Origin of the sequence: Jiangella asiatica (genome assembly GCF_004349065.1) — a bacterium.
In the GTDB taxonomy this organism is placed as follows: Bacteria; Actinomycetota; Actinomycetes; order Jiangellales; family Jiangellaceae; genus Jiangella; species Jiangella asiatica.
Genome location: NZ_SMKZ01000022.1, coordinates 72,554 through 92,215 on the forward strand (window position 1 = coordinate 72,554; position 19,662 = coordinate 92,215).

The following is a 19,662-nucleotide window of genomic DNA, read 5'->3' on the forward strand; positions in this document are numbered from 1 at the left end:
GCCACCTTCTCTCCCATCGGTACGCAGACCTTGCTGTGACCCTGCTTCAGGTGTGGTCTGTCGGTCTGGTCAACCTCAGGCTAGTCGAGCCGATTCCACCGCCGGTCGCCTGTGCGCCGCGAGCGTAATCACGCCGTCGTGGCCGCGCCGTCGATCTTGGGGAAGCCGCGGATGCCGCGCCAGCCGAGGGTGGCGACGAGCTCGGCAGCGGCCTCTCGGGGAATGGAGCCCGCTGAGGTCAGCCAGTACCGCGCGGTCACCTGGGCGATGCCGACCAGACCGACCGCGAGCAGGGTGGACGCCTCCGGCGGCAGGCCGGTGTCCTCGGCGATGATGTGGCTGACCTCCTGTGCGCACAGCTCGGTCAGGTGCTCCAGGCGGTCCTTGACGGCCGGCTCGTTGGGCAGGTCGGACTCGAACAGCAGCCGATAGCCGCCGGAGTCGTTGTCGACGAACTCGAAGTAGGCGTTGACGGTGGCGATGACGCGCTGCTTGTTGTCGTCGGTTGAGGCAAGTGCCCGGTGCAGCAGGTCGAGCAGGTCGTTCTTGCTGGCGTCGAGCAGTGCGAGGTACAGCTCGAGCTTGCCCGGGAAGTGCTGGTAGAGCACCGGCTTGCTGACGCCGGCGCGCACGGCGATGTCGTCCATGGCCGCGGCGTGGTAGCCCTGGGTGACGAAGACCTCGCGGGCGGCGCCCAGGAGCTGCGCCCGGCGCTGGTCGCGGGGCATGCGAACGCCGCGGGACGGCACGGCGGGCACAGCGGACACAGCACTCCTCGGCTTCGGGCGATTGCGCAGATCGTATCGTTCCCGGCGCGGCGGACTCAGCGGTAGTCGTCCTCGTCGTACTCGACGGCTCGGTGTTGTTCCTGCGCATCGGCGGGGTCGACGCCCTCCGGAACGGGCGGATCGCCGGGGTCGTCGCCGTCGTTCAGCAGACTGCGTTCCTGCTCGGTCAGGTCGCCCTCGGCGGCCAAGGGGTTCTCGTCCGTCCTGCGTTCGACCACCGTGCACCTCCGGCTCGCCGTGTGCTCGTTCCTCGTCGACGGTACCCGCTCAGCGTCTTCACAGCCCTTGGTGTGCCAACATCGTGAGGGTGGAACGGATCGAGGGCTGGCCGGGCGAGCTGCTGACTCTCTCCACCGGCCGGAAGGTGTTCGCGCGGCACTCGGAGCCGTCGCCGGGCGGGTCCGACTCCGACGGTGACGGCGCCACGCCCGAGCGACCGGCGCCCATCGTCTACGTCCACGGGCTGGGCGGTTCGTCCACGAACTGGACAGCGCTGATGCGCGAGCTGCACGACGACGCCGAGCAGTGGGCGCTTGACCTGCCGGGCTTCGGCGAGTCGCCGCGCGGCGGACGGCACACCGTCGCCGAGTTCGTCGCCGACGTCTCCGCGTTCCTCGAGCGCTTCGACGAGCCGGTCCACCTGGTCGCCAACTCCCTGGGCGGCATGATCTGCGTCTACGTGGCCGCGCGCCGCCCGGACCTGGTGCGGACGCTGAGCCTGGTCTCGCCGGCGATGCCGCAGTACCGGCTGCCGTGGGCGGCCCGGGCCACCGCGTTCCTCGCGCTGCCGTGGCTGGGTGAACGCATCCTGGCGCGGGTCAACGGCGTGCCGCCGGAGAAGCAGGCCGAGCAGCTCGCCGCCATCATGTTCGCCGACTGGTCGGTGATCCCGGTACCCGAGCTGGAGTTCGCGGCCGAGCAGCGGGCGCGCTGGATGAACCAGCCGTACGCCGAGACCGTCCTGCTCGCGGCGCTGCGCTCCATCGTCGTCCAGTACGTCCAGCCACGACGGCGCTCGGCTTGGGGCGCGGCCGGGCGCATCCTGCGGCCGACGCTGGTCATCATGGGCAGCAGTGACAGCCTCGTCGGTCCGTGGGCGCGCGGGCGCTGGCGGCGCACGTTGCGGCGCTCCCGGCTGGTGTACATGCCCAACACCGGGCACGTGGCGATGATGGAGCACCCGCACGCGGTGGCGGAGCTGCTCCGCGACTTCCTGCACGACACCGGGGAGTCCAGGATTCGGACGCCGGTGTCCAGCAGGCGAACGGCCGGTCCGGGAATGCCGTCCGGCGTGGCACCGTTGGCGAAGGAGAGAATGAACGCCACGAACTGACGGAGCCGATCGTGTCCCTGCCCCCACTGGTGGAGCCCGCCGCGGAGCTCACCGTCGATGAGGTGCGCCGCTACTCGCGACACCTGATCATCCCCGACGTCGGGATGGCCGGTCAGAAGCGGCTCAAGAACGCCAAGGTGCTGGTGGTCGGAGCGGGCGGCCTCGGCTCCCCGGCCCTGCTCTACCTGGCCGCGGCCGGCGTGGGGACGCTGGGCATCGTCGAGTTCGACGAGGTCGACGAGTCCAACCTGCAGCGCCAGATCATCCACGGGCAGTCCGACATCGGCCGGTCCAAGGCGCAGTCGGCGCGTGACTCGGTCAAGGAGGTCAACCCGTACGTCAACGTGGTCCTGCACGAGACGCGTCTGGACAACGACAACGTCCTGGACATCTTCGCCGGCTACGACCTCATCCTCGACGGCACCGACAACTTCGCCACCCGCTACCTGGTGAACGACGCCGCGGTGCTGCTCGGCAAGCCGTACGTGTGGGGCTCCATCTACCGGTTCGAGGGCCAGGTCAGCGTCTTCTGGAACGAGCACGGCCCCAACTACCGCGACCTCTACCCGGAGGCGCCGCCGCCGGGCATGGTGCCGTCCTGTGCCGAGGGCGGCGTGCTGGGCGTGCTGTGCGCGTCCATCGGCTCCATCATGGTCACCGAAGCGATCAAGCTGATCACCGGCGTGGGTGACCCGCTGGTCGGCCGCCTCATGATCTACGACGCCCTCGAGATGTCGTACAACACGGTCAAGGTGCGCAAGGACCCGAGCGCGGAGCCGATCACCGAGCTCATCGACTACGAGGCGTTCTGCGGCACCATCAGCGACGAGGCCGCCGAGGCCGCCGCCGACTCCACGATCTCGGTGCAGAAGCTGAAGTCGTGGATGGACGAGCGCGACCGCGGCGACCGCGACTTCTTCCTCGTCGACGTGCGCGAGCCCAACGAGTGGGAGATCAACCGCATCCCGAGCGCGGTGCTCATCCCCAAGAACGAATTCCTGACCGGCGAGGCCCTGGAGAAGCTGCCGCAGGACAAGCAGATCGTGCTGCACTGCAAGTCCGGGATGCGCTCGGCCGAGGCGCTCGCCGTCGTCAAGGGAGCCGGCATGGCCGACGCCGTCCACGTCGGCGGCGGGGTCGCTGCCTGGGTCAACCAGATCGACCCCTCCCAGCCGTCGTACTGAGGCCCTGACCCCCTTGATCATCAACGGTTGGCGACACCATGACGGAGCCAACCGTTGATGATCATGGGGAGACTTTCAGCCGTGCTCAGAGTAGGTCGCGCTTCTGCATCTGGGTCCAGAGCACCCAGCCGGGCAGGATCGGCAGCCAGAACGACACCAGCCGGAACACCAACACCGCCGTCACCGCGGTCGTTGCGCCCACGCCGAGCGTGCTGACGCCGGCGGTCAGCGCGGCCTCCACCGCGCCCAGACCACCTGGAGTCGGCACCGCCATCCCCAGCGTGTTTCCGACCAGCTGCACGACCGCCAACGCGGCGATGTTGGCGGCGCCACCGACGGCCAGCAGACAGGTGTAGAAGCACAGGATCAGGCTGGCCGACTGCAGCAGGATGCCGCCAAGCGCCACCAGCAGCTTGCGCGGGTTGCTGAGGACGTCGAGCAGCCGCGGCAGGCCGCGCTCGGCGAAGTCGCTCCACAGCGCCCGCAGCCGCGTCCGCACCGGCGGGATCAGGGCGAGCACCGCGGCCGCCGCCAGCACCACCAGCACGATGACGAGCGTATTCACCGACGGGTCGATGTCCGGCGCCGCGGAGGACCCGGTGACCAGGCCGAGGATGCCGATGGTCGGGAAGGTGATCGCGACGTTGCCGACCTGGTTGGCGGCGACGCTCGCCGCGGCCAGCGGAGCAGCGACGCCGGCCTTCGTCAGGACGCGGATGTTGATCGCGACGATGCCGACGGTGGCCGGGGCGACCAGCTTCAGGAAGCCGAGCGAGATCTGCGCTCCCATGATCCGCCAGAACCCGACGCGTTCGGGCACGAACCCCATCAGCGCGAGCGTCGCGCCGACGAAGCTGGTGAACATCAGCACGACCGCGACGAACAGCCAGCGCCAGTCGATCTGCGACCACAGCTGGCTGAAGGAGACGTCGGACAGCTGGGTGCCGACGAGGTAGACGGCGAACACCGCGCCCACCCCGGTGACCAGCGACAACGGGCGCAGCCGCTGCAGCCGCACCGGCTGGTCGGGCTCCCGTCCGGTGCCGCTGACCAGGCCGTCGCGCAGCTTGGACAGCACGTCACGGCGGCCTTTGAGGTCGCGGCGGGTGGACCGCGCCAGCGCCACCGGCTGAAGCAACGGGATCGCGCCGGCGACGACGTCCTGGCCGAGAACGCGGATGGCGGTGTCGATGGTGCGGTCGACGCCCACCACGAGGGCGCAGCCGACCAGCGCCTGGGCGAGGTCCGCCCGGATGGCCAGCTCTGGTGCGGCCACCTCACCGCCGGACGGGTCGAGCAGCCACACCTTGCCGGTCTCGGAGACCAGGATGGTGCGCCCGGAGATGCGCCGGTGGGCGACCTGGTTGCGCCGCAGCCGCCCCAGCTGCCGCCACAGATCCTCGAGCATGGCGTCGGTGACCTCGTCGGCGGTCAGGTTGGCCAGCACCCGGCCGGGCACGTGGTCGTAGACGATGGCCGCGGCGTCGGAGCCGATGCGCAGGACGTTGCGCAGCTTGGGGGTCCGGGCACCGGCACGGGAGACCGCCAGCGACTGCAGCGTGATCTGGTTGACCGCGCTGCGCATCGTCACCATCTGCCGTGGCAGCACCTCCTCGCGGGTGCGGATCTGGTCTGCCGCCCGCACGACCGCTCCGGCACCGTCGTTGTCACGGTCCAGGACCAGCACGCCGAGCGGTCCCTGCAGGCTGTCGGCGATGTAGCGGCGGTACTTGTCCACCGGGTCCGCATTCAGCGACGACACGTCGTAGCCGTTGGCGCGCAGCACGGCGGCGACCTTGTGCCCGTTCGGCGCCAGCGACGGCTGGCCGCTGACCAAGCGCACCAGGAGCCCGACGGCCCAGCCGATGCCCAGCGACAGCAGCATGCCGCCCACCGTCACGTCGCCGCGGAACAGCCACACCGCGAAGCTGCCGGCGACCGCGAACGCGGTGATCTGCCGGATGCGTTTCAGGGCCAGCCGCGACACGACGGTGACGATGGCCACCAGCAGCGTGGTCATCGCCGGGACCGCGGTGCCGGCGACGCCGTCGGCTGAGGGGACGAACGTGTCGTGCAGGCGCTCGGGCGCGGGCCCGGCGAGCCAGGTGGAGACGAGCGCCGCGGCCACCGACGCGAGCGCGCCGGCCACGAGCAGCTCGACGGTCGTGCGCATCCGCCCGCGGACCATGAGGATGAAAACCAGCGCCGGCGGCAGGATGAGGCTGGCCAGCTGCGAGGCGAAAGCGACCACGTCGACCGGCCCGCGCGGCACCGTCCGGTTGAAGTCGGCCAGGTCGGCGGTGAGGCCGGTGAGCGTGCGCTCGGCGACGACGGCGAGGGCGGCCAGCGCCGTCATGGCGGTCAGGACGAACAGCAGCCGCAGGCCGTCGATGGGGCGGCGGGTACGCCGCGGCAGCGGTGGCTCGTCGACCACGATCTTCCCGGTCGACCTACCCCGCGTCGGCCTCGCCTCGGTCGTCTCGGTCATCGCCCACCGATCGTCGCACGTCGGGACTCGTCACGTGGCCGCGACCCGCCTGGTCAGAGCAGCTCACGCTTGCGCAACTGGGTCCAGAGCACCCAACCCGGAATGATCGGCAGCCAGAACGACACCAGCCGGAACACCAGAACGGCGGTGACGGCCGCGGTCGTCGTCACGCCGAGGGTGCTGACGCCGGCGGTCAGCGCGGCCTCGACCGCGCCCAGGCCGCCGGGCGTCGGCACCGCCGTACCCAGGGTGTTGCCGACCAGCTGGACGACGGCGAGGCCGGCGATGCTGACGCTCTCGCCCACCGCGCGGACGCACGCGTAGAAGCACAGGATCAGGCTGACCGACTGCGCGAGGATGCCGCCGACCGCCATCGCCAGCTTCCGTGGATCGGTGAACACGTCCAGCAGCCGCGGCAGGCCGCGCTCGGCGAAGTCGCGCCACAGCTCGCTGAGCCGGGCCCGCACCGCTGGGATGAGCGCGACGACAGCGGCCGCCAGCAGCAGCCCGAGCACCAGCATCAGCGTGCCGGCCGACGGCAGCCCCGGCACCGCCGTGTACCCGGAGACCACTGCCAGCACGGCCAGCAGCGGGAACGTCACCGCCACCTGGGCGACCTGGTTCGCCGCGACGCTCGCCGCGGCCAGCGGCGCCGCCACTCCGGCCTTCGTCAGCAGCCGGATGTTGATGGCCACGTTGCTGACCGCGGTCGGCGCCAGCAGCCGAAGGAAGCTGATCGAGACCTGGGCGGCGACCACGCGCCAGAACGGCACCCGGTCGGGCACGAACCCCAGCATGCCCACCGCCATGGCCAGGTAGTTCGAGGCCACCAGTGCCACGGCCAGGAAGAGCCAGCGCCAGTCGGTGCGCTCCCACAACTCACCGAAGGACACGTCGGACAGCTGGGTGCCGACGAAGTAGACCGCCACGACGGTGCCGACGCCGGTTAGCAGCGACAGCGGCCGCACCCGTTGGAGACGGGCCGGCTCCGGCGGCGAGCCGGTCCGCTCGACGAGCCGGTCACGCAGCCCGACGAGGACCTCCCGGTGGCCCTTGACGTGCTCACGAGTGCCCGGTGTCAGGGCCAAGGGCTGCAGCAGCGGGATGGCCGAGCGGACGACGTCGGCGCCCAGCACGTCGATCGCGGAGTCGACGGCGCGGTCCGGTCCGACGACGATGCTCACGGCGGTGAGCGCCTGGGCGAGGTCGGCCCGGATCGCGACGTCGGTCGCGGCCACCTCGCCGCCGGACGGCGACAGCAGCCACACGTCACCGCCGTCGGCGACGAGTACGGTCCGTGCCGAGAGCCGGCGGTGCGCGATGTCATTGCGCCGCAGCAGGCCCAGCTGCCGCCAGAGGTCGAGCAGCAGGTCGTCGGTGACGTCGTCCTCGCTCAACTCCGCCAGCGGCCGGCCGGGCACGTGGTCGTACACGATGGCGACGGAGTCGCCGTCGACGCGCAGCACGGTGCGCAATGGCGGGGTCCGGACCCCGGCCCGCGCCACGGCCAGCGACTGCAGCGTGATGCGGTCGATGGTGTCGCGCATGGTCACCGTCTGCCGCGGCAGCACCTCCTCGCGGGTGCGCAGCCGGTCGATGAACCGGGCGAACGTGCCGGCGCCCTCGTGGTTGCGGTCGAGGACCAGCACGGTGAGCTTGCCCTTCGGCGTCTCGGCGGTGAGGTGGCGGTCCTCGCCGGCGGGATCGGCGCGCAGTGCGGTGACCTGGTAGCCGGCGTTCTCCAGCGCCTGGGCGATCATCTGGCCGCTCGGTGCCAGGGACGGCTGCCCGCCGATGACGCGCACGAGGAGCCCCGCGGCCAGCCCGATGCCGATGGCGATGAGCATGCCGCCGACGGTCGCCTCGCCGCGCAGCATCTGCACCGCGAAGCCGCCGGCGACGGCGAAGATGGCGACCTGCCGGAACCGCTTCACGTCCAGGCGTGACACCACCGTGACGACGGCCACCAGCAGGGCCGGGTAGGCGGGGACCGGCGTGCCGTCGGCCCCGTCGACCACCGGCACCAGGCTGTCGTGAAGCCGTCCGGGCGCCTGGCCGCTGGTCAGCCACTCCGAGACCAGGGCGGCCGCGGCGGAGGCGACGACGCCGGCGACCAGCAGCTCGACGGTGGTGCGGATGCGGCCGCGGATCATGAGCACCGCCACCAGCACCGGCGGGACGACCACGCCGGCGAGGCTGGCGGTGAAGTCGACGATGCCGACCACGCTGCCGGGCACCCGGACGTTGAGGTCGGCCAGGTCGGCCGTGATGGCGGTCATGGTCCGCTCGGCGATGATCGACATGGCGACGAGCCCGGTCATCGCGGCCGTCACCACCAGCAGGAACAGCACGTCGGCCGGCCGGCGGGTACGCGGAGGCAGCGGCGGCTCGTCGACGACGATCTCGTCGGCCGACGGCTCCGGTGCGTCCACGTGCTCGGTCATCGAAGCAGCATCGTCGCACGTGCCTGCGCGATCGGAACGCCCGGACATGCCGTTCTCCGTGGTGAGGTGATCGACCGGATGTGTCGTGGGCGCGGGTGCGCGGCCGGCGGTGCCGCGTCGGGCACGATGGGCGGCATGGACGACGAGTACGTCGAGGCGGTGCTCAGCCTGGTCGAGCTCATCCCGCCGGGCCGGGCGATGTCGTACGGCGCGATCGCGGATGTGGTCGGCGAGACGCTGGGCCGCGGCGGTCCGCGTCAGGTCGGCACCGTCATGTCCACGGTCGGCGGGACGGTGGCCTGGTGGCGGGTGGTGACGGTCGCGGGCCGGCCGCCGCGCGGGCACGAGGTCCGGGCGCTGCGCGAGCTCGCCGCCGAGGGAACACCACTGAGCGCCGACGGGTCCCGCGTCGACCTGCGCCGCGCGGCCTGGCACCCCGAGCGCCATCCTGACCCCGACCTCCGTTGATCTTGGAGTAACCGCGGAATCAACGGACGATCCGCCACGCGTTTCCGCGGTTGTTCCAAGATCAACGGGAGGGACGGCGGGGTCGGGCGGCGCAGCGGGACGATGGGGACCCGGACGCTGTCGGTGGGGCGTGGTGGGATGAGTGCCGTCGCCAGATCGTCGTCGACAGAAAGGAGCGGCACCCGGTGAGGCGTCCCGCCGATCGCGCTGTCGTGCGGCTTGTCCGCACCGTCCAGCCGCCCTTGTCGCCGGTCCGTCTCGACGACGCACAGCGGCGCGCCGTGGAGCACCGCGGCGGGCCGTTGCTGCTGCTCGCCGGCCCGGGCACCGGCAAGACCACCACGTTGGTCGAGGCGGTCGCGCACCGCGTGGAGCACGACGGGCTCGACCCCGAGCGGGTGCTGGTGCTGACGTTCAGCCGGCGGGCCGCCGCCGAGCTGCGCGAGCGCATCGCCCGCAGGCTGGGGCGCACCGTCCGCGAGCCGCTGGCGCGCACGTTCCACTCCTACGCGTTCGGGCTGCTGCGCCGCGAGGCGGTCGAACGCGGCGAGCCGACGCCGCGGCTGCTGGGCGGCGCCGAGCAGGATGTGCTCATCCGCGAGCTGCTGCGCGGCGACGTCGAGGACCTCGGTTCCGGCTACTGGCCCGACCGGCTCCGGCCGGCGCTGCTGACCCGGGGCTTCGCGGCGGAGCTGCGCGACTTCCTGATGCGGGCGGTCGAGCGCGGCATCGCCATCGACGACCTGGCCGAGCTCGGCCGGGTGCACGGGCGCGACGACTGGGTGGCGGCTGCCCGGTTCTTCCACCAGTACGGCGGCGTCACGGCCTTCCGCGACCCGCCGACGTTCGATCAGGCCGAGCTGGTCCGGGCCGCGGCCGGGCTGCTGCGCGACGACTCCGCGCTGCTGTCCCGCGAGCGGCAGGCCCGCGCGTTCGTCGTCGTCGACGAGTACCAGGACTCCGACCCGGCGCAGGAGGAGCTGCTGCGGCTGCTGGCCGGCGGCGGCCGCGACCTGCTCGTCGTCGGCGACCCCGACCAGTCCATCTACGGGTTCCGCGGCGCGGAGCCCGAGGGCATCCGGCGCTTCGCCGACCGCTTCCTCGCCGCCGACGGCTCGCCGGGCACGGTCCTGGCGCTGACGGTGTCGCGGCGCAGCGGGCCGGGGCTGCTGACCGCATCGCGGCGGGTGGCGGCGCGCCTGGGCGGCCCGCGCGCGCACCGTGACCTGCGGCCGGCACCCGACGGCGTCCGGGCCGGGCTCGGCGACGCGACGTCGGACCGGGCCACGGTGCACCTACTGGCCAGCGCCAGCCAGGAGGCGGCGTTCATCGCCGGCCGGCTGCGTGCCGCGCACCTGCTCGACGACGTGCCGTGGGACGCCATGGCGGTGCTGGTACGCGGCGCCGGCGCCATTCCCGTGCTGCGCAGGGCGCTGGCCGGAGCCGGCGTGCCGGTGAGCGTCCGGCTCGACGACGTGCCGCCGGTCGATCAGCCGCCGGTGCGGGCGCTGCTCACTGTGCTGGAGCTCGCCACCGGGCTGCGCGACCTGGAGGTCGAGACCGCGCTCGACCTCGTCACCGGACCGCTCGGCGGCGCGGACGCGCTGGCCGTGCGCCGGCTGCGGCAGGAGCTGCGTGGGCACGAGCTGACCGCCGGCGGCGGTCGTGCGTCGGGTGAGTTGCTGGTCGAGGCCATCGAGGACCCTACCGTGCTGGAGTTCCTGGACGACCGCGCGGTCGAGCCGGCCGCGCGGCTCGCCGGGCTGATCACCGCCGCCCGCGAGGCCGCCTCCGTCGAGGCCGCCACCGCCGAGGACGTGCTGTGGGCGGTGTGGAGCCGGTCCGGGCTCGAGGCGCGCTGGTCGCGGGCGGCGCTGAGCGGCGGCCGGGCCGCTCCGGCCGCGGACGCCGACCTCGACGCCGTCGTCGCCCTGTTCGATGCCGTCGCCCGCTATGTCGACCGGATGCCCGGCTCGCGGCCCGAGGGCTTCGTCGAGCACCTGCGCGACCAACAGCTGCCGGCCGACACCTACCGTCCCACCGCGCCGTCGGCGGCCACGGTCACCATCCTGACCGCGCACGCCGCGAAGGGTCTGGAATGGGACGTCGTGGCGGTCGCCGGCGTCCAGGAGGGCGTCTGGCCCGACCTGCGCGAGCGGGGCAGCCTGCTGGGCATCGAGTCGCTGGTCGACGTGGTCGCCCATCGGGACGACTCCGCCGTCACGCGTGCGAGTGCGCGGCTGGCCGAGGAGCGGCGGCTGTTCTACGTGGCGGTGACGCGGGCGCGCCGACGGCTCTACGTCACCGCTGTCTCCGACGAGGAGTCGCAGCCGTCGCGGTTCCTCGACGACGTCGAGCCGCTCCCGGCCGGCGCCGAGCCCGAGCGTGCCGTACAGCGCCCCGGCCGCGGGCTGAGCCTGCCCGCCGTCGTCGCCGAGCTGCGTGGCGTGGTCTGCGACCCGACCGAGCCCGACGAGCGCAGACGCGGCGCCGCGCACCACCTGGCCCGGCTGGCCGCGGCCGGGGTCGCGCAGGCCGACCCCGACCAGTGGTACGGCGTGCGTGAGCTGTCCGCGGCCCAGCCGCTGGGGCGGCCGGACCAGCCGGTGCGGGTGTCGCCCTCGAAGGTCGAGGAGTTCAACCGCTGCGAGCTGCGCTGGCTGCTCAAAGCCTGCGGAGCCACCGACTCCGACCTGCGCCGGGCCGGTGTCGGGTCGCTGGTGCACGACCTCGCCGAGCGCGCCGCCACCGAGGGATGGTCCGACGACAAGCTGCTCACCGAGCTGGACAACTCCTGGCCCTCCATCGATGCCGGCGAGGGCTGGGTGGCCGCCCGCGAGTACACCCGGGTGCGCGACATGGTGCAGCGGCTGGGCCGCTGGCTGCGGTCCAATCCACGCACGCTGGTCGGTGCCGAGCTCGGCTTCGACGTGCGCATCGGGTCCGCGCGGCTGGTCGGGCGGGTCGACCGGCTCGACGCCGACGACGACGGACGCCTCGTCGTGGTCGACTACAAGACCGGCGTGAGCGCGCCGAGCACCGCCGAGGTGACCGAGCACGCGCAGCTGGCGACGTATCAGCTCGCCGTCGAGCACGGCGCTTTCGACGACGCCACCGGCGGGCAGCGGCGCAGTGGGGGAGCGAGCCTGGTCCAGCTCGGCAAGCCCTCCCGGGGGGAGGCTCGCGAGCAGGTCCAGCCGCCGCTGCGGGATTCCGAGGAGCCGCGGTGGGCGCACGACATGCTGGAACGCACCGCCGAGGGGATGCGCCAGCCGACGTTCCGGGCCGAGAAGGGCAGCTGGTGCGGCTTCTGCCCGGCCCGGCCGTCGTGCCCGGTCTGGCCCGAGGGCGAGCAGGTGGTCCCATGACGTCCCTGACCACGACGGTCACGCCGCGGGAGCTGGCCCGCCGGCTCGGCCAGCCCGATCCGACGCCGGAACAGGAGGCCGCCATCGCTGCACCGCTGGAGCCGGGCGTCGTCGTCGCCGGTGCGGGCTCGGGCAAGACCGAGACCATGGCCGCGCGGGTGTTGTGGCTGGTGGCCGCCGGTCTGGTGCGACCGGAGCGGGTGCTCGGCCTGACGTTTACCCGCAAGGCCGCCCGTGAGCTGGCCGCCCGCATCCGCCGTCGCCTGGCGCAGCTGGCCGCGCGCGGGCTGGTCGACGGCGACCTGCTGGACGGCGAGCCGACGGTGCTCACGTACGACGCGTACGCCGGGCGCATCGTCGCCGAGCACGCGTTACGGCTGGGGCGCGAGCCCGGTGCCCGCCTGGTCACCGAGGCGGTGGCCTGGCAGTACGCGCAGCGGGTGGTGTCGGCGTACGACGGCGACATGGAGGCCGTCGGCTACGCGCCGTCCACCGTCGTCGGGAAGGTGCTGGCGCTGCACGGCGAACTGGCCGGGCACCTGGTCACGCCGGAGCGGGTGCACGAGTTCACCGCCGGTCTCCGTGCCCGCATCGAGTCGCTGCCCAAGGCGAAGGCGCAGCGCACCAAGGACCTCATGTACGCCGACGTCGCGAAGGGCCTGGCCGTCCAGGACGCCCGGGTCGCGTTGCTGCCGGTCGTCGAGGAGTTCCGGGCCCGCAAGCGCGCCGACGAGGTCCTCGACTTCGCCGACCAGGCTGAGCTGGCCGCGACGCTGGCGGCCCGGTTCCCGGAGGTCGGCGAGACCGAACGGGCCAGCTATCGGGTGGTGCTGCTCGACGAGTACCAGGACACCAGCCACGCCCAGCTCGTGTTGCTGAGGTCGCTGTTCGGCGGCGGGCATCCGGTGACCGCGGTCGGCGACCCGTGCCAGTCCATTTACGGCTGGCGGGGTGCCAGCGCCGGCACGCTGACCTCGTTCCGGCGCGAGTTCCGGCCTGAGTCCGGTCCCGCCGGCGGCGACGACGGGGCGCTGGCCAGACTCGACTCCCTCACCACGAGCTTCCGCAACGGCGCCGAGATCCTCCAGGTGGCCAACCGGCTGTCACAGCCGTTGCGTGCCGAGGGCCTGGACGTGCCTGAGCTCACCGCGTTCCCCGGCCTGGCGCCGAGCACCGTCGTCGCGTCGCTGCACCTCACCGCCGACGACGAGGCCGCCGACGTCGCGCGCCGCGCCCGGGCGTTCTGGGACGCCTCCGAGGACGGCCGCACCGTGGCCGTGCTGGTCCGCAACCGCGGCCAGATCCCGCGGCTGGAGGCCGCCTTGCGCGCGGTGGACCTGCCGGTCGAGGTGGTCGGCGTTGGCGGGCTGCTGTCCACGGCCGAGGTCGGCGACGTCGTGGCGACGCTGCGGGTCGTCAACGACCCCTCCCGCGGTGACGCGCTGATGCGGCTGCTCACCGGGTCGCGCTGGCGCATCGGTCCGCGCGACCTGGACGCGCTGGCGCGCTGGGCCCGGCGGCTGGGACGTCCGGGTACGGCGCCAGGCGCCGGGGCGGGTGGTCCGGCGGGCCCTGGCGGCGAGCTGGTCGCCATGGACGAGGTCGACGAGCTGAGCATCGTCGACGCCCTCGACGCGCTGCCGCAGGGCGGCGACTGGTTCTCGCCCGAGGGCGACCGCCGGCTGCGTGCGCTGTCGGCGGAGCTGCGCGACCTGCGCTCGCGCACCGGGCAGTCGCTCACCGAGCTGGTCCACGACGTGCAGCGCACCCTCGGCCTCGACATCGAGCTGGCCGCGCGGCGTGGCCCGGGCGGCCGGGCCAACCTCGACCGCTTCCTCGACGTCGCCGCGGAGTTCGAGACCAGCGGGCAGTCACACCACCTCTCGGGGTTCCTCGCCTACCTCGACGCCGCCGAGACCGCCGAGCGGGGCCTGGCCCCCGGCGAGGTCGAGGTCTCCGGCGACCGCGTCCAGGTCCTCACGGTTCACGGCGCCAAAGGGCTCGAGTGGGACGCGGTGTTCGTGACCGGCTTGGTCGACAAGGTCTTCCCGGCCGGTGGCGAGCGCGACCGCGCCTGGCTCGGCGACCCGGGCGAGCTGCCGTACGCGCTGCGCGGCGACGCCGGCGCGCTGCCGCCGCTCGACCTCGAGGGCGTCACCGACCAGGTCGGCGCCCGCGACGCCGTCGACCGCTTCTACGGCGACGCCGCGGCGGCAGCACGGCTGGAGGAGCGGCGGCTGGCCTATGTCGCGGTCACCCGGGCTCGGTCGCTCCTGGTGTGCAGCGGCTACTGCTGGGACGACGCCACCAGGCCGAGGCCGCTGTCGCCGTTCCTGCACGAGGTGCGGGCCGCCTGCGAGGCCGGCGCCGGTGAGATCGGCGTGTGGGTCGAGGCGCCGGACGACGACGCCGTCAACCCCCTCACCCAGGACGTGCTCGAGCTGCGCTGGCCGTTCGACCCGCTGGGCCATCGGCGCTCGCTCCTCGCGGCGGGCGCCGCGCTGGTGCGGGAGGCTCAGACAGCGGTCGACGGCGTCCTGTTCGACCCCGAGCAGCCGGCCACCGAGTGGGACGCCGAGGTCGAGCGGCTGCTCGCCGAGCGCGACCGGCACGCGTCCACGCGCCCGGTCGACGTACCGCTGCCGGCCCACCTGTCGGTCTCGCAGCTCGTCGCGCTGCGCGAGAGCCCGGACGAGCTGGCCCGCTCCCTGCGCCGGCCGGTGCCGCGGGCGCCGGCGCCGCTGGCCCGCCGGGGCACGCTGTTCCACAGCTGGCTGGAGTCGCGCTGGGGCGCGCCCCGCCTGGTCGACGTCGACGAGCTGCCCGGCTCCGCCGACGGCGGCGGCGCTCCGGACCGTGAGCTGGCCGCGCTACAGGAGGCGTTCCTGGGCTCGGGATGGGCAGCCCGCACGCCGGTCGAGGTCGAGGCGCCGTTCGAGCTGCTGGTGGCCGGCGTGCTGCTGCGCGGCCGGGTGGACGCGGTCTTCACCACCGAGGCCGGCGGTATCGAGGTGGTCGACTGGAAGACCGGCCGGCCGGCCTCCGGCGACGGCGACACCGCGGCGCGTACGGTCCAGCTGGCGGCGTACCGGTTGGCCTTCGCGCGGCTCTACGACCTGCCGCTGGAGCGCGTCGGTGCCGCCTTCCACCACGTGCGCGACAACCTCACCGTCCGGCCGGCCGATCTGCTGGACGAGGCCGAGCTGGAAGCGGTCATAGCGTCGCTGCCCACGCCTGAATGACTGTGCCGCGGGTGCGCGCACCAGCCCTGGTCACGAGGCCGCCGCGCCGCAAGGTGGGCATAATACCTGGTCGAGGACGGTTTGGCAGCGGAAATGACTCGTTGTCTCGATTCCGGAGATGCCACTTGATCGGCATGGCCGGCCGCGCGACACTCCTGTCTCGTGACCCCCGCGCTACAGCCCCTGCGCCGCATCGCCGCATACGCCGTCTGTCAGGACGAGGCCGGCCGAGTGCTGCTCATCCGCGAATCGGTGCGTTCGGGTACCCCGGGGGTGTGGACCCTGCCCGGCGGAAGTGTCCTGCACGGCGAGCATCCGCGCGACGCCGTCGTGCGTGAGGCGGCCGCCGAGTCCGGCCTCCTGCTGCGGGCGGTTGCGCCCATCGACGTCGTCGCGGACACGCGATCCCGGCCGCATCGCAAGGTGACCCTGCACACCGACCGCATCCTGTTCGAGGCCGAGGTCATCAGCGGAGAGCCGGAGCCGTTGTCGCCCATGGTCGACGAGGTCGACTGGGTGAGCCTCGACGAGGCGGCGACGCTGCAGCTGCGCCCGTTCGCCTCGCAGGTGCTGAAGCTGCCGCTGTCGACGGTGGACTTGCCTCCGGAGGAGATGCCGGAGCTGCCGGGCTTCCACATCCAGCAGGCGGCGGACGGCCGGCACACGGTGCAGCGCTTCGCCGCCTACGGCCTGGTGCGCGACCCGCGCGGCCGCGTGCTGCTGACGCAGGTCGCCGCGGGCTACCCGGATGCGGGCTGCTGGCACCTGCCCGGCGGCGGCACCGACTTCGGCGAGCAGCCGTCACAGGCGCTGCTTCGCGAGCTGCTTGAAGAGACCGGCCAGGTCGGCAGGGTACGCCGGCTGCTCGGCGTCGCCAGCCACCGCGAGCCGGAACAGGTCGGACCGGAAGGCTTCGCCATCGACTGGCACGGGGTGCGCCCCTACTACGACGTCGTGGTCGACGAGCCGAGCGAGGTGGTCCTCGCCGACGTGGGCGGCTCCACCGTGGGGGCGCGCTGGTTCGACCCCGCCGACGTGCTCGGCCTCACGCTGACCGCGGTGACTAGTGAGGCGTTGCGCGCCGGCGCGCAGCCGTAGACCCGCCTCGCCTCAGGACGACGCGCAGTGGCCCTCGCCGCAGGACATGGCGTCGTGCATCCACCGGCGCAGCTGCGACTCGGTGAGCTCCGGCGCCCGGGCGAGGGCGACCGCCTCGACCGTGGCGCGGGTAGACGGCGCTAGGCGCCGGGTGTGGCGGGCGATGATGGCGGCCTTGTCGACCGTGATGCGTCCTTCGTCGAGCGCGGTGAGCGTGGCCGGCAGGCTGCGCACGAGCTCGACCGCGAGCTCGACCAGCTCCCCGGCCTGCTCCGGCTCCAGCGCCAGAGCTTGCGCGACGGTGGCCGCGGTGGCGTCGCCGCCGGGAGGGTCGGGCCGGGCCGCCAGCTCGGCCACGACCCGGGCCCGCAGCGCGTCGAGGTGTGCGACCTGCCGCTGCGCCGCGACGGCCGCGTCGACGAGCTCCGGGCGGGGCAGCGATCGCAGATCGAGCGTCTCGATGACGGCGTTGAGCACCGTGCCGGGCGGGAGGCCACGCCAGGCCGCGCTGGGCCGATCTCCGGGGGCGATCATGGCGGTCACGCTACCGTACACCTGTTCGAACCGCTACCCGTGATCTCACTCTTCAAGAACCGCGACGCAGCACCGCCAGGACCGGCCGGTGGTCGCTGTCGCCGACCGCGGCCAGGACCGAGAACCCCGTCACCTCCCAGGTCCGGGAGTCGGCGAGGATGTGGTCGATGGGCGCGCCCGCCCAGGTGGGCCAGTCGGCCGGCCACGTCCCAACGGCGCCGGCACCGGCCTGGGTGGCGGCGTCCACGCACGGTTCCGTCGAGCGCAGCGCCGGATGGTCCGGTGTCGCGTTGAAGTCTCCGGCGACGACGGCGCCGGCCTGCTCCCGGCAGCGGCGGACCGCCGCCGCGGTGTCCGCGCGCCAGGCGTCCATGGTCGAGCGCGTCGGCGGGTAGGCGTGCACGGCGGTGATCGGTGGTGCGCCCGGCGTCGTGGGGTGGACGGTGAACGTCGCGAGGCCGCTGCCCGGGTCCGGCTCCGGCGGACCGTAGCGCCCGACGGTGTCGGCCACGAGCAGGCCGGTGGCGGACGTGATGCCCGCGTCGACCTGGTGGTGGAAGACCTGGAAGCCGCCGCCGGCCAGCAGGGCGACCTCGTCCGTCGTCGCCGATGACGTCTCCGGCAACACGACGACGTCCGCCCCGGTCGACGTCACCAGGGCGGCGAGCTCGGCCGCGGGGACGCCGTCGTGCAGGGTGTTGAACGCGAGCACGCGCAGGTCACAGTCGGCCGGAGCCGCCGGGGCAGCGCCTGGCCGCCATCCGTCCAGCCCTCGCCACAGCACCACGCCCGACGACCACGCCGTCGCCGCCGCCACCACCACGGCCACGACGGCCAGGTGTGCCCGGGCTCCCGCCCACCGCGACGCCCGCGCGGCGACCAGCGCCGCCACCAGCAGGATCAGCAGGGCCATCCCGGCCGCGATGCCCAGCCCGCGCATCGCGACCACCTGCGCCGGGCCGTAGTGCCCGGCCAGTCCGAGCGCCTGCGGCCACACGACCACAACAGCGGCCAGCGCCGACAGCGACGTAGTCAGCGCCAGCGACGCCGGGCGGCTCACGTCGTGACGGCGTCCAGGGCCAGCTCGACCATCTCGGCGAAGGTGCGTTCGCGCTCGTCCGCGGAGGTCTCCTCGCCGGTGACCAGGTTGTCGCTGACGGTGCAGACGGCGACCGCGCGGGCGGCGAACTTGGCGGCCAGCGCGTACAGTGCGGCGGCCTCCATCTCGACGGCGAGCACGCCGTACCGCGTCAGGCGGTCCCGCAGCTCGGGACGGTCGTGGTAGAAGGAGTCGGTGCTGAAGATCTGCCCGACGTGGTAACGGGCACCGGCGGCCTCGGCCTTCTCGACGTAAGCGCGGACCAGCGAGAAGTCGGCCGTCGGGGCATAGTGGACGCCCTCGAACCGCAGCGCGTTCATGGACGAGTCGGTGGCAGCGGAGATCCCGATGACGAGGTCGCGGATGGCTACCCGGTCCAGCAGGCCGCCGCACGAGCCGACCCGGACCAGCGTGCGCGCGCCGTAGTCGGCGAGCAGCTCGTGAACGTAGATCGACATCGACGGCTGACCCATCCCGGTTCCCTGGACTGACACCCGCTGGCCCTGGTACGTGCCGGTGAAGCCCAGCATGTTGCGGACCTTGCTGTAGCAGGTGACGTCGTCGAGGTACGTGGCCGCGATCCACTCGGCTCGGAGCGGGTCGCCCGGCAGCAGGACGGTCTCGGCGATCTCGCCCGGCGCGGCGGCAATGTGGGTGCTCACGGGTCGCAACGGTATCCGGCGTAGGGTCGTGGGTCGTGCACGAGGCCTACGCGTTGCCCGGACCGCTCGCCCTCTCCCGATCGACCGTCGACCGCGCCGCGGACCGGCGCGCCGACCCGGTTTGGGTCGACGCGGCCTGGGCCGACCGCTCGACCCGGGTGGTGCTGGTGGGTGACGGGGCAGTGGCCGTGGACGGCACCGACCTGCGCTTCGTCAAGCCCGTCGAGGCGCCCGACGGCGACCGGTTCCTGCTCGGCGTCGAGGACGGCGTCACCTACTTCGCCGTGCCCGTCGAGGGCAAGCCCGACGACGGTGCCACCCTGCGGGAGGTCGGCGAGACGCTGGGCGACCGCGATGCCGGCCTGGCCGTCCATGCGATCGCGCTGGCGAACTGGCACGCGACGCACCGCCACTGCGGACGCTGCGGCGCGCCCACCGACTCGCAGGCCGGCGGCCACGTGCGAGTGTGCCGGGCCGACGGCTCGCAGCACTTCCCGCGCACCGACCCAGCGGTGATCGTCCTCGTGGTCGACGAGAAGGATCGGTGCCTGCTCGGCCGCTCGGCCGCGTGGCCGGGCCGGCGGTTCTCCACGCTGGCGGGATTCGTCGAGCCGGGGGAGACGCCGGAACACGCCGTCGTGCGGGAGCTGTACGAGGAGGTCGGCGTGCGGATCCGGTCGTGCCGGTACGCCGGCGCGCAGCCGTGGCCGTTCCCGTCGAGCTTGATGCTCGGCTACTACGCGACGGCCGACGGCGAGGAGCCGACGCCGGACGGCGACGAGATCGCCGAGGCGCGCTGGTTCACCCGCGACGACCTGGAACGGGCCACGCGCAGCGGAGAAGTGACTCCGCCCGGCGGCATCTCGATCGCCCGCCGGTTGGTGGAGGGGTGGTTCGGCCGCCCCCTCCCGGTGGACGAGCGCGGTTGACCAGCAGTCTCGAGGGGGCCGGCGC

Annotated in this window: 14 protein-coding genes; 7 read left to right on the top strand and 7 right to left on the bottom strand. The window is 73.3% G+C overall.

Annotated elements, in window-relative coordinates; translation table 11 throughout:
• Positions 1 to 128: 128 nt before the first annotated feature.
• A complete protein-coding gene (locus E1269_RS16555) occupies positions 129 to 728 on the bottom strand; it encodes a TetR/AcrR family transcriptional regulator (protein WP_131896444.1) in 600 nt (199 codons plus the stop codon).
• A 95-nt stretch (positions 729 to 823) separates the two neighbouring features.
• Entirely contained in the window at positions 824 to 1,006 is a 183-nt protein-coding gene (locus E1269_RS32300) for a hypothetical protein (protein WP_162606453.1), read from the bottom strand.
• A gap of 89 nt (positions 1,007 to 1,095) precedes the next feature.
• On the opposite strand from E1269_RS32300, the gene E1269_RS16560 reads away from it, so the two are divergent.
• Together E1269_RS16560 and moeZ are read left to right on the top strand one after the other, a co-directional pair.
• Positions 1,096 to 2,121: an alpha/beta fold hydrolase gene (locus E1269_RS16560; RefSeq protein ID WP_162606454.1), complete on the top strand. Its 1,026-nt coding sequence runs from the start codon at positions 1,096 to 1,098 to the stop codon at positions 2,119 to 2,121.
• An 11-nt stretch (positions 2,122 to 2,132) separates the two neighbouring features.
• Positions 2,133 to 3,305 carry an adenylyltransferase/sulfurtransferase MoeZ gene (moeZ, locus tag E1269_RS16565; RefSeq protein WP_131896448.1) on the top strand — a complete coding sequence of 391 codons (1,173 nt, stop codon included), beginning with the start codon at positions 2,133 to 2,135 and terminating at the stop codon, positions 3,303 to 3,305.
• 85 nt (positions 3,306 to 3,390) lie between these two features.
• Here the strand turns inward: moeZ and E1269_RS16570 are convergent, their stop codons facing one another.
• Positions 3,391 to 5,793 carry a lysylphosphatidylglycerol synthase transmembrane domain-containing protein gene (locus E1269_RS16570; RefSeq protein WP_131896450.1) on the bottom strand — a complete coding sequence of 801 codons (2,403 nt, stop codon included), beginning with the start codon at positions 5,791 to 5,793 and terminating at the stop codon, positions 3,391 to 3,393.
• Positions 5,794 to 5,846: 53 nt separating this feature from the next.
• A complete protein-coding gene (locus E1269_RS16575; RefSeq protein WP_131896452.1) occupies positions 5,847 to 8,237 on the bottom strand; it encodes a lysylphosphatidylglycerol synthase domain-containing protein in 2,391 nt (796 codons plus the stop codon).
• Positions 8,238 to 8,372: 135 nt separating this feature from the next.
• Between E1269_RS16575 and E1269_RS16580 the strand changes: the two genes are divergently transcribed.
• From E1269_RS16580 to E1269_RS16595, 4 genes are all read left to right on the top strand, one after another.
• Positions 8,373 to 8,705, top strand: a complete 333-nt coding sequence (locus tag E1269_RS16580) for an MGMT family protein (protein ID WP_203433744.1) — start codon at positions 8,373 to 8,375, stop codon at positions 8,703 to 8,705.
• A gap of 185 nt (positions 8,706 to 8,890) precedes the next feature.
• Positions 8,891 to 12,073 carry an ATP-dependent helicase gene (locus tag E1269_RS16585; RefSeq protein WP_203433746.1) on the top strand — a complete coding sequence of 1,061 codons (3,183 nt, stop codon included), beginning with the start codon at positions 8,891 to 8,893 and terminating at the stop codon, positions 12,071 to 12,073.
• Positions 12,070 to 15,315, top strand: coding sequence for an ATP-dependent helicase (locus E1269_RS16590; protein WP_131896454.1), 3,246 nt, complete (start codon positions 12,070 to 12,072; stop codon positions 15,313 to 15,315). The genes E1269_RS16585 and E1269_RS16590 overlap by 4 nt, the downstream gene beginning before the upstream one ends.
• Positions 15,316 to 15,477: 162 nt before the next feature.
• The gene (locus E1269_RS16595) at positions 15,478 to 16,413 is read left to right on the top strand and encodes an NUDIX hydrolase (protein ID WP_131896456.1); all 936 of its coding nucleotides are present in this window, start codon (positions 15,478 to 15,480) and stop codon (positions 16,411 to 16,413) included.
• A 12-nt stretch (positions 16,414 to 16,425) separates the two neighbouring features.
• Here the strand turns inward: E1269_RS16595 and E1269_RS16600 are convergent, their stop codons facing one another.
• The 3 genes from E1269_RS16600 to deoD are packed head-to-tail and all read right to left on the bottom strand — an operon-like array spanning position 16,426 to position 18,708.
• The gene (locus E1269_RS16600) at positions 16,426 to 16,947 is read right to left on the bottom strand and encodes a DUF222 domain-containing protein (RefSeq protein WP_131896458.1); all 522 of its coding nucleotides are present in this window, start codon (positions 16,945 to 16,947) and stop codon (positions 16,426 to 16,428) included.
• 52 nt (positions 16,948 to 16,999) lie between these two features.
• Complete coding sequence (locus E1269_RS16605; protein WP_131896460.1) at positions 17,000 to 18,007, bottom strand: endonuclease/exonuclease/phosphatase family protein; 1,008 nt, start codon at positions 18,005 to 18,007, stop codon at positions 17,000 to 17,002.
• Positions 18,004 to 18,708, bottom strand: coding sequence for a purine-nucleoside phosphorylase (deoD, locus tag E1269_RS16610; RefSeq protein ID WP_131896462.1), 705 nt, complete (start codon positions 18,706 to 18,708; stop codon positions 18,004 to 18,006). The genes E1269_RS16605 and deoD overlap by 4 nt, the downstream gene beginning before the upstream one ends.
• Positions 18,709 to 18,743: 35 nt before the next feature.
• Between deoD and nudC the strand changes: the two genes are divergently transcribed.
• Entirely contained in the window at positions 18,744 to 19,637 is an 894-nt protein-coding gene (gene nudC, locus E1269_RS16615) for an NAD(+) diphosphatase (protein ID WP_131896464.1), read from the top strand.
• Positions 19,638 to 19,662 lie beyond the last annotated feature (25 nt).

Excerpts from the sequence above, each read along its gene's own strand:
- E1269_RS16570 (WP_131896450.1), bottom strand. The coding sequence starts at position 5,793 with ATGACCGAGACGACCGAGGCGAGGCCGACGCGGGGTAGGTCGACCGGG.
- E1269_RS16575 (WP_131896452.1), bottom strand. The coding sequence starts at position 8,237 with ATGACCGAGCACGTGGACGCACCGGAGCCGTCGGCCGACGAGATCGTC.
- E1269_RS16555 (WP_131896444.1), bottom strand. The coding sequence starts at position 728 with ATGCCCCGCGACCAGCGCCGGGCGCAGCTCCTGGGCGCCGCCCGCGAG.
- E1269_RS16590 (WP_131896454.1), top strand. The coding sequence starts at position 12,070 with ATGACGTCCCTGACCACGACGGTCACGCCGCGGGAGCTGGCCCGCCGG.
- E1269_RS16600 (WP_131896458.1), bottom strand. The coding sequence starts at position 16,947 with ATGATCGCCCCCGGAGATCGGCCCAGCGCGGCCTGGCGTGGCCTCCCG.
- E1269_RS16580 (WP_203433744.1), top strand. The coding sequence starts at position 8,373 with ATGGACGACGAGTACGTCGAGGCGGTGCTCAGCCTGGTCGAGCTCATC.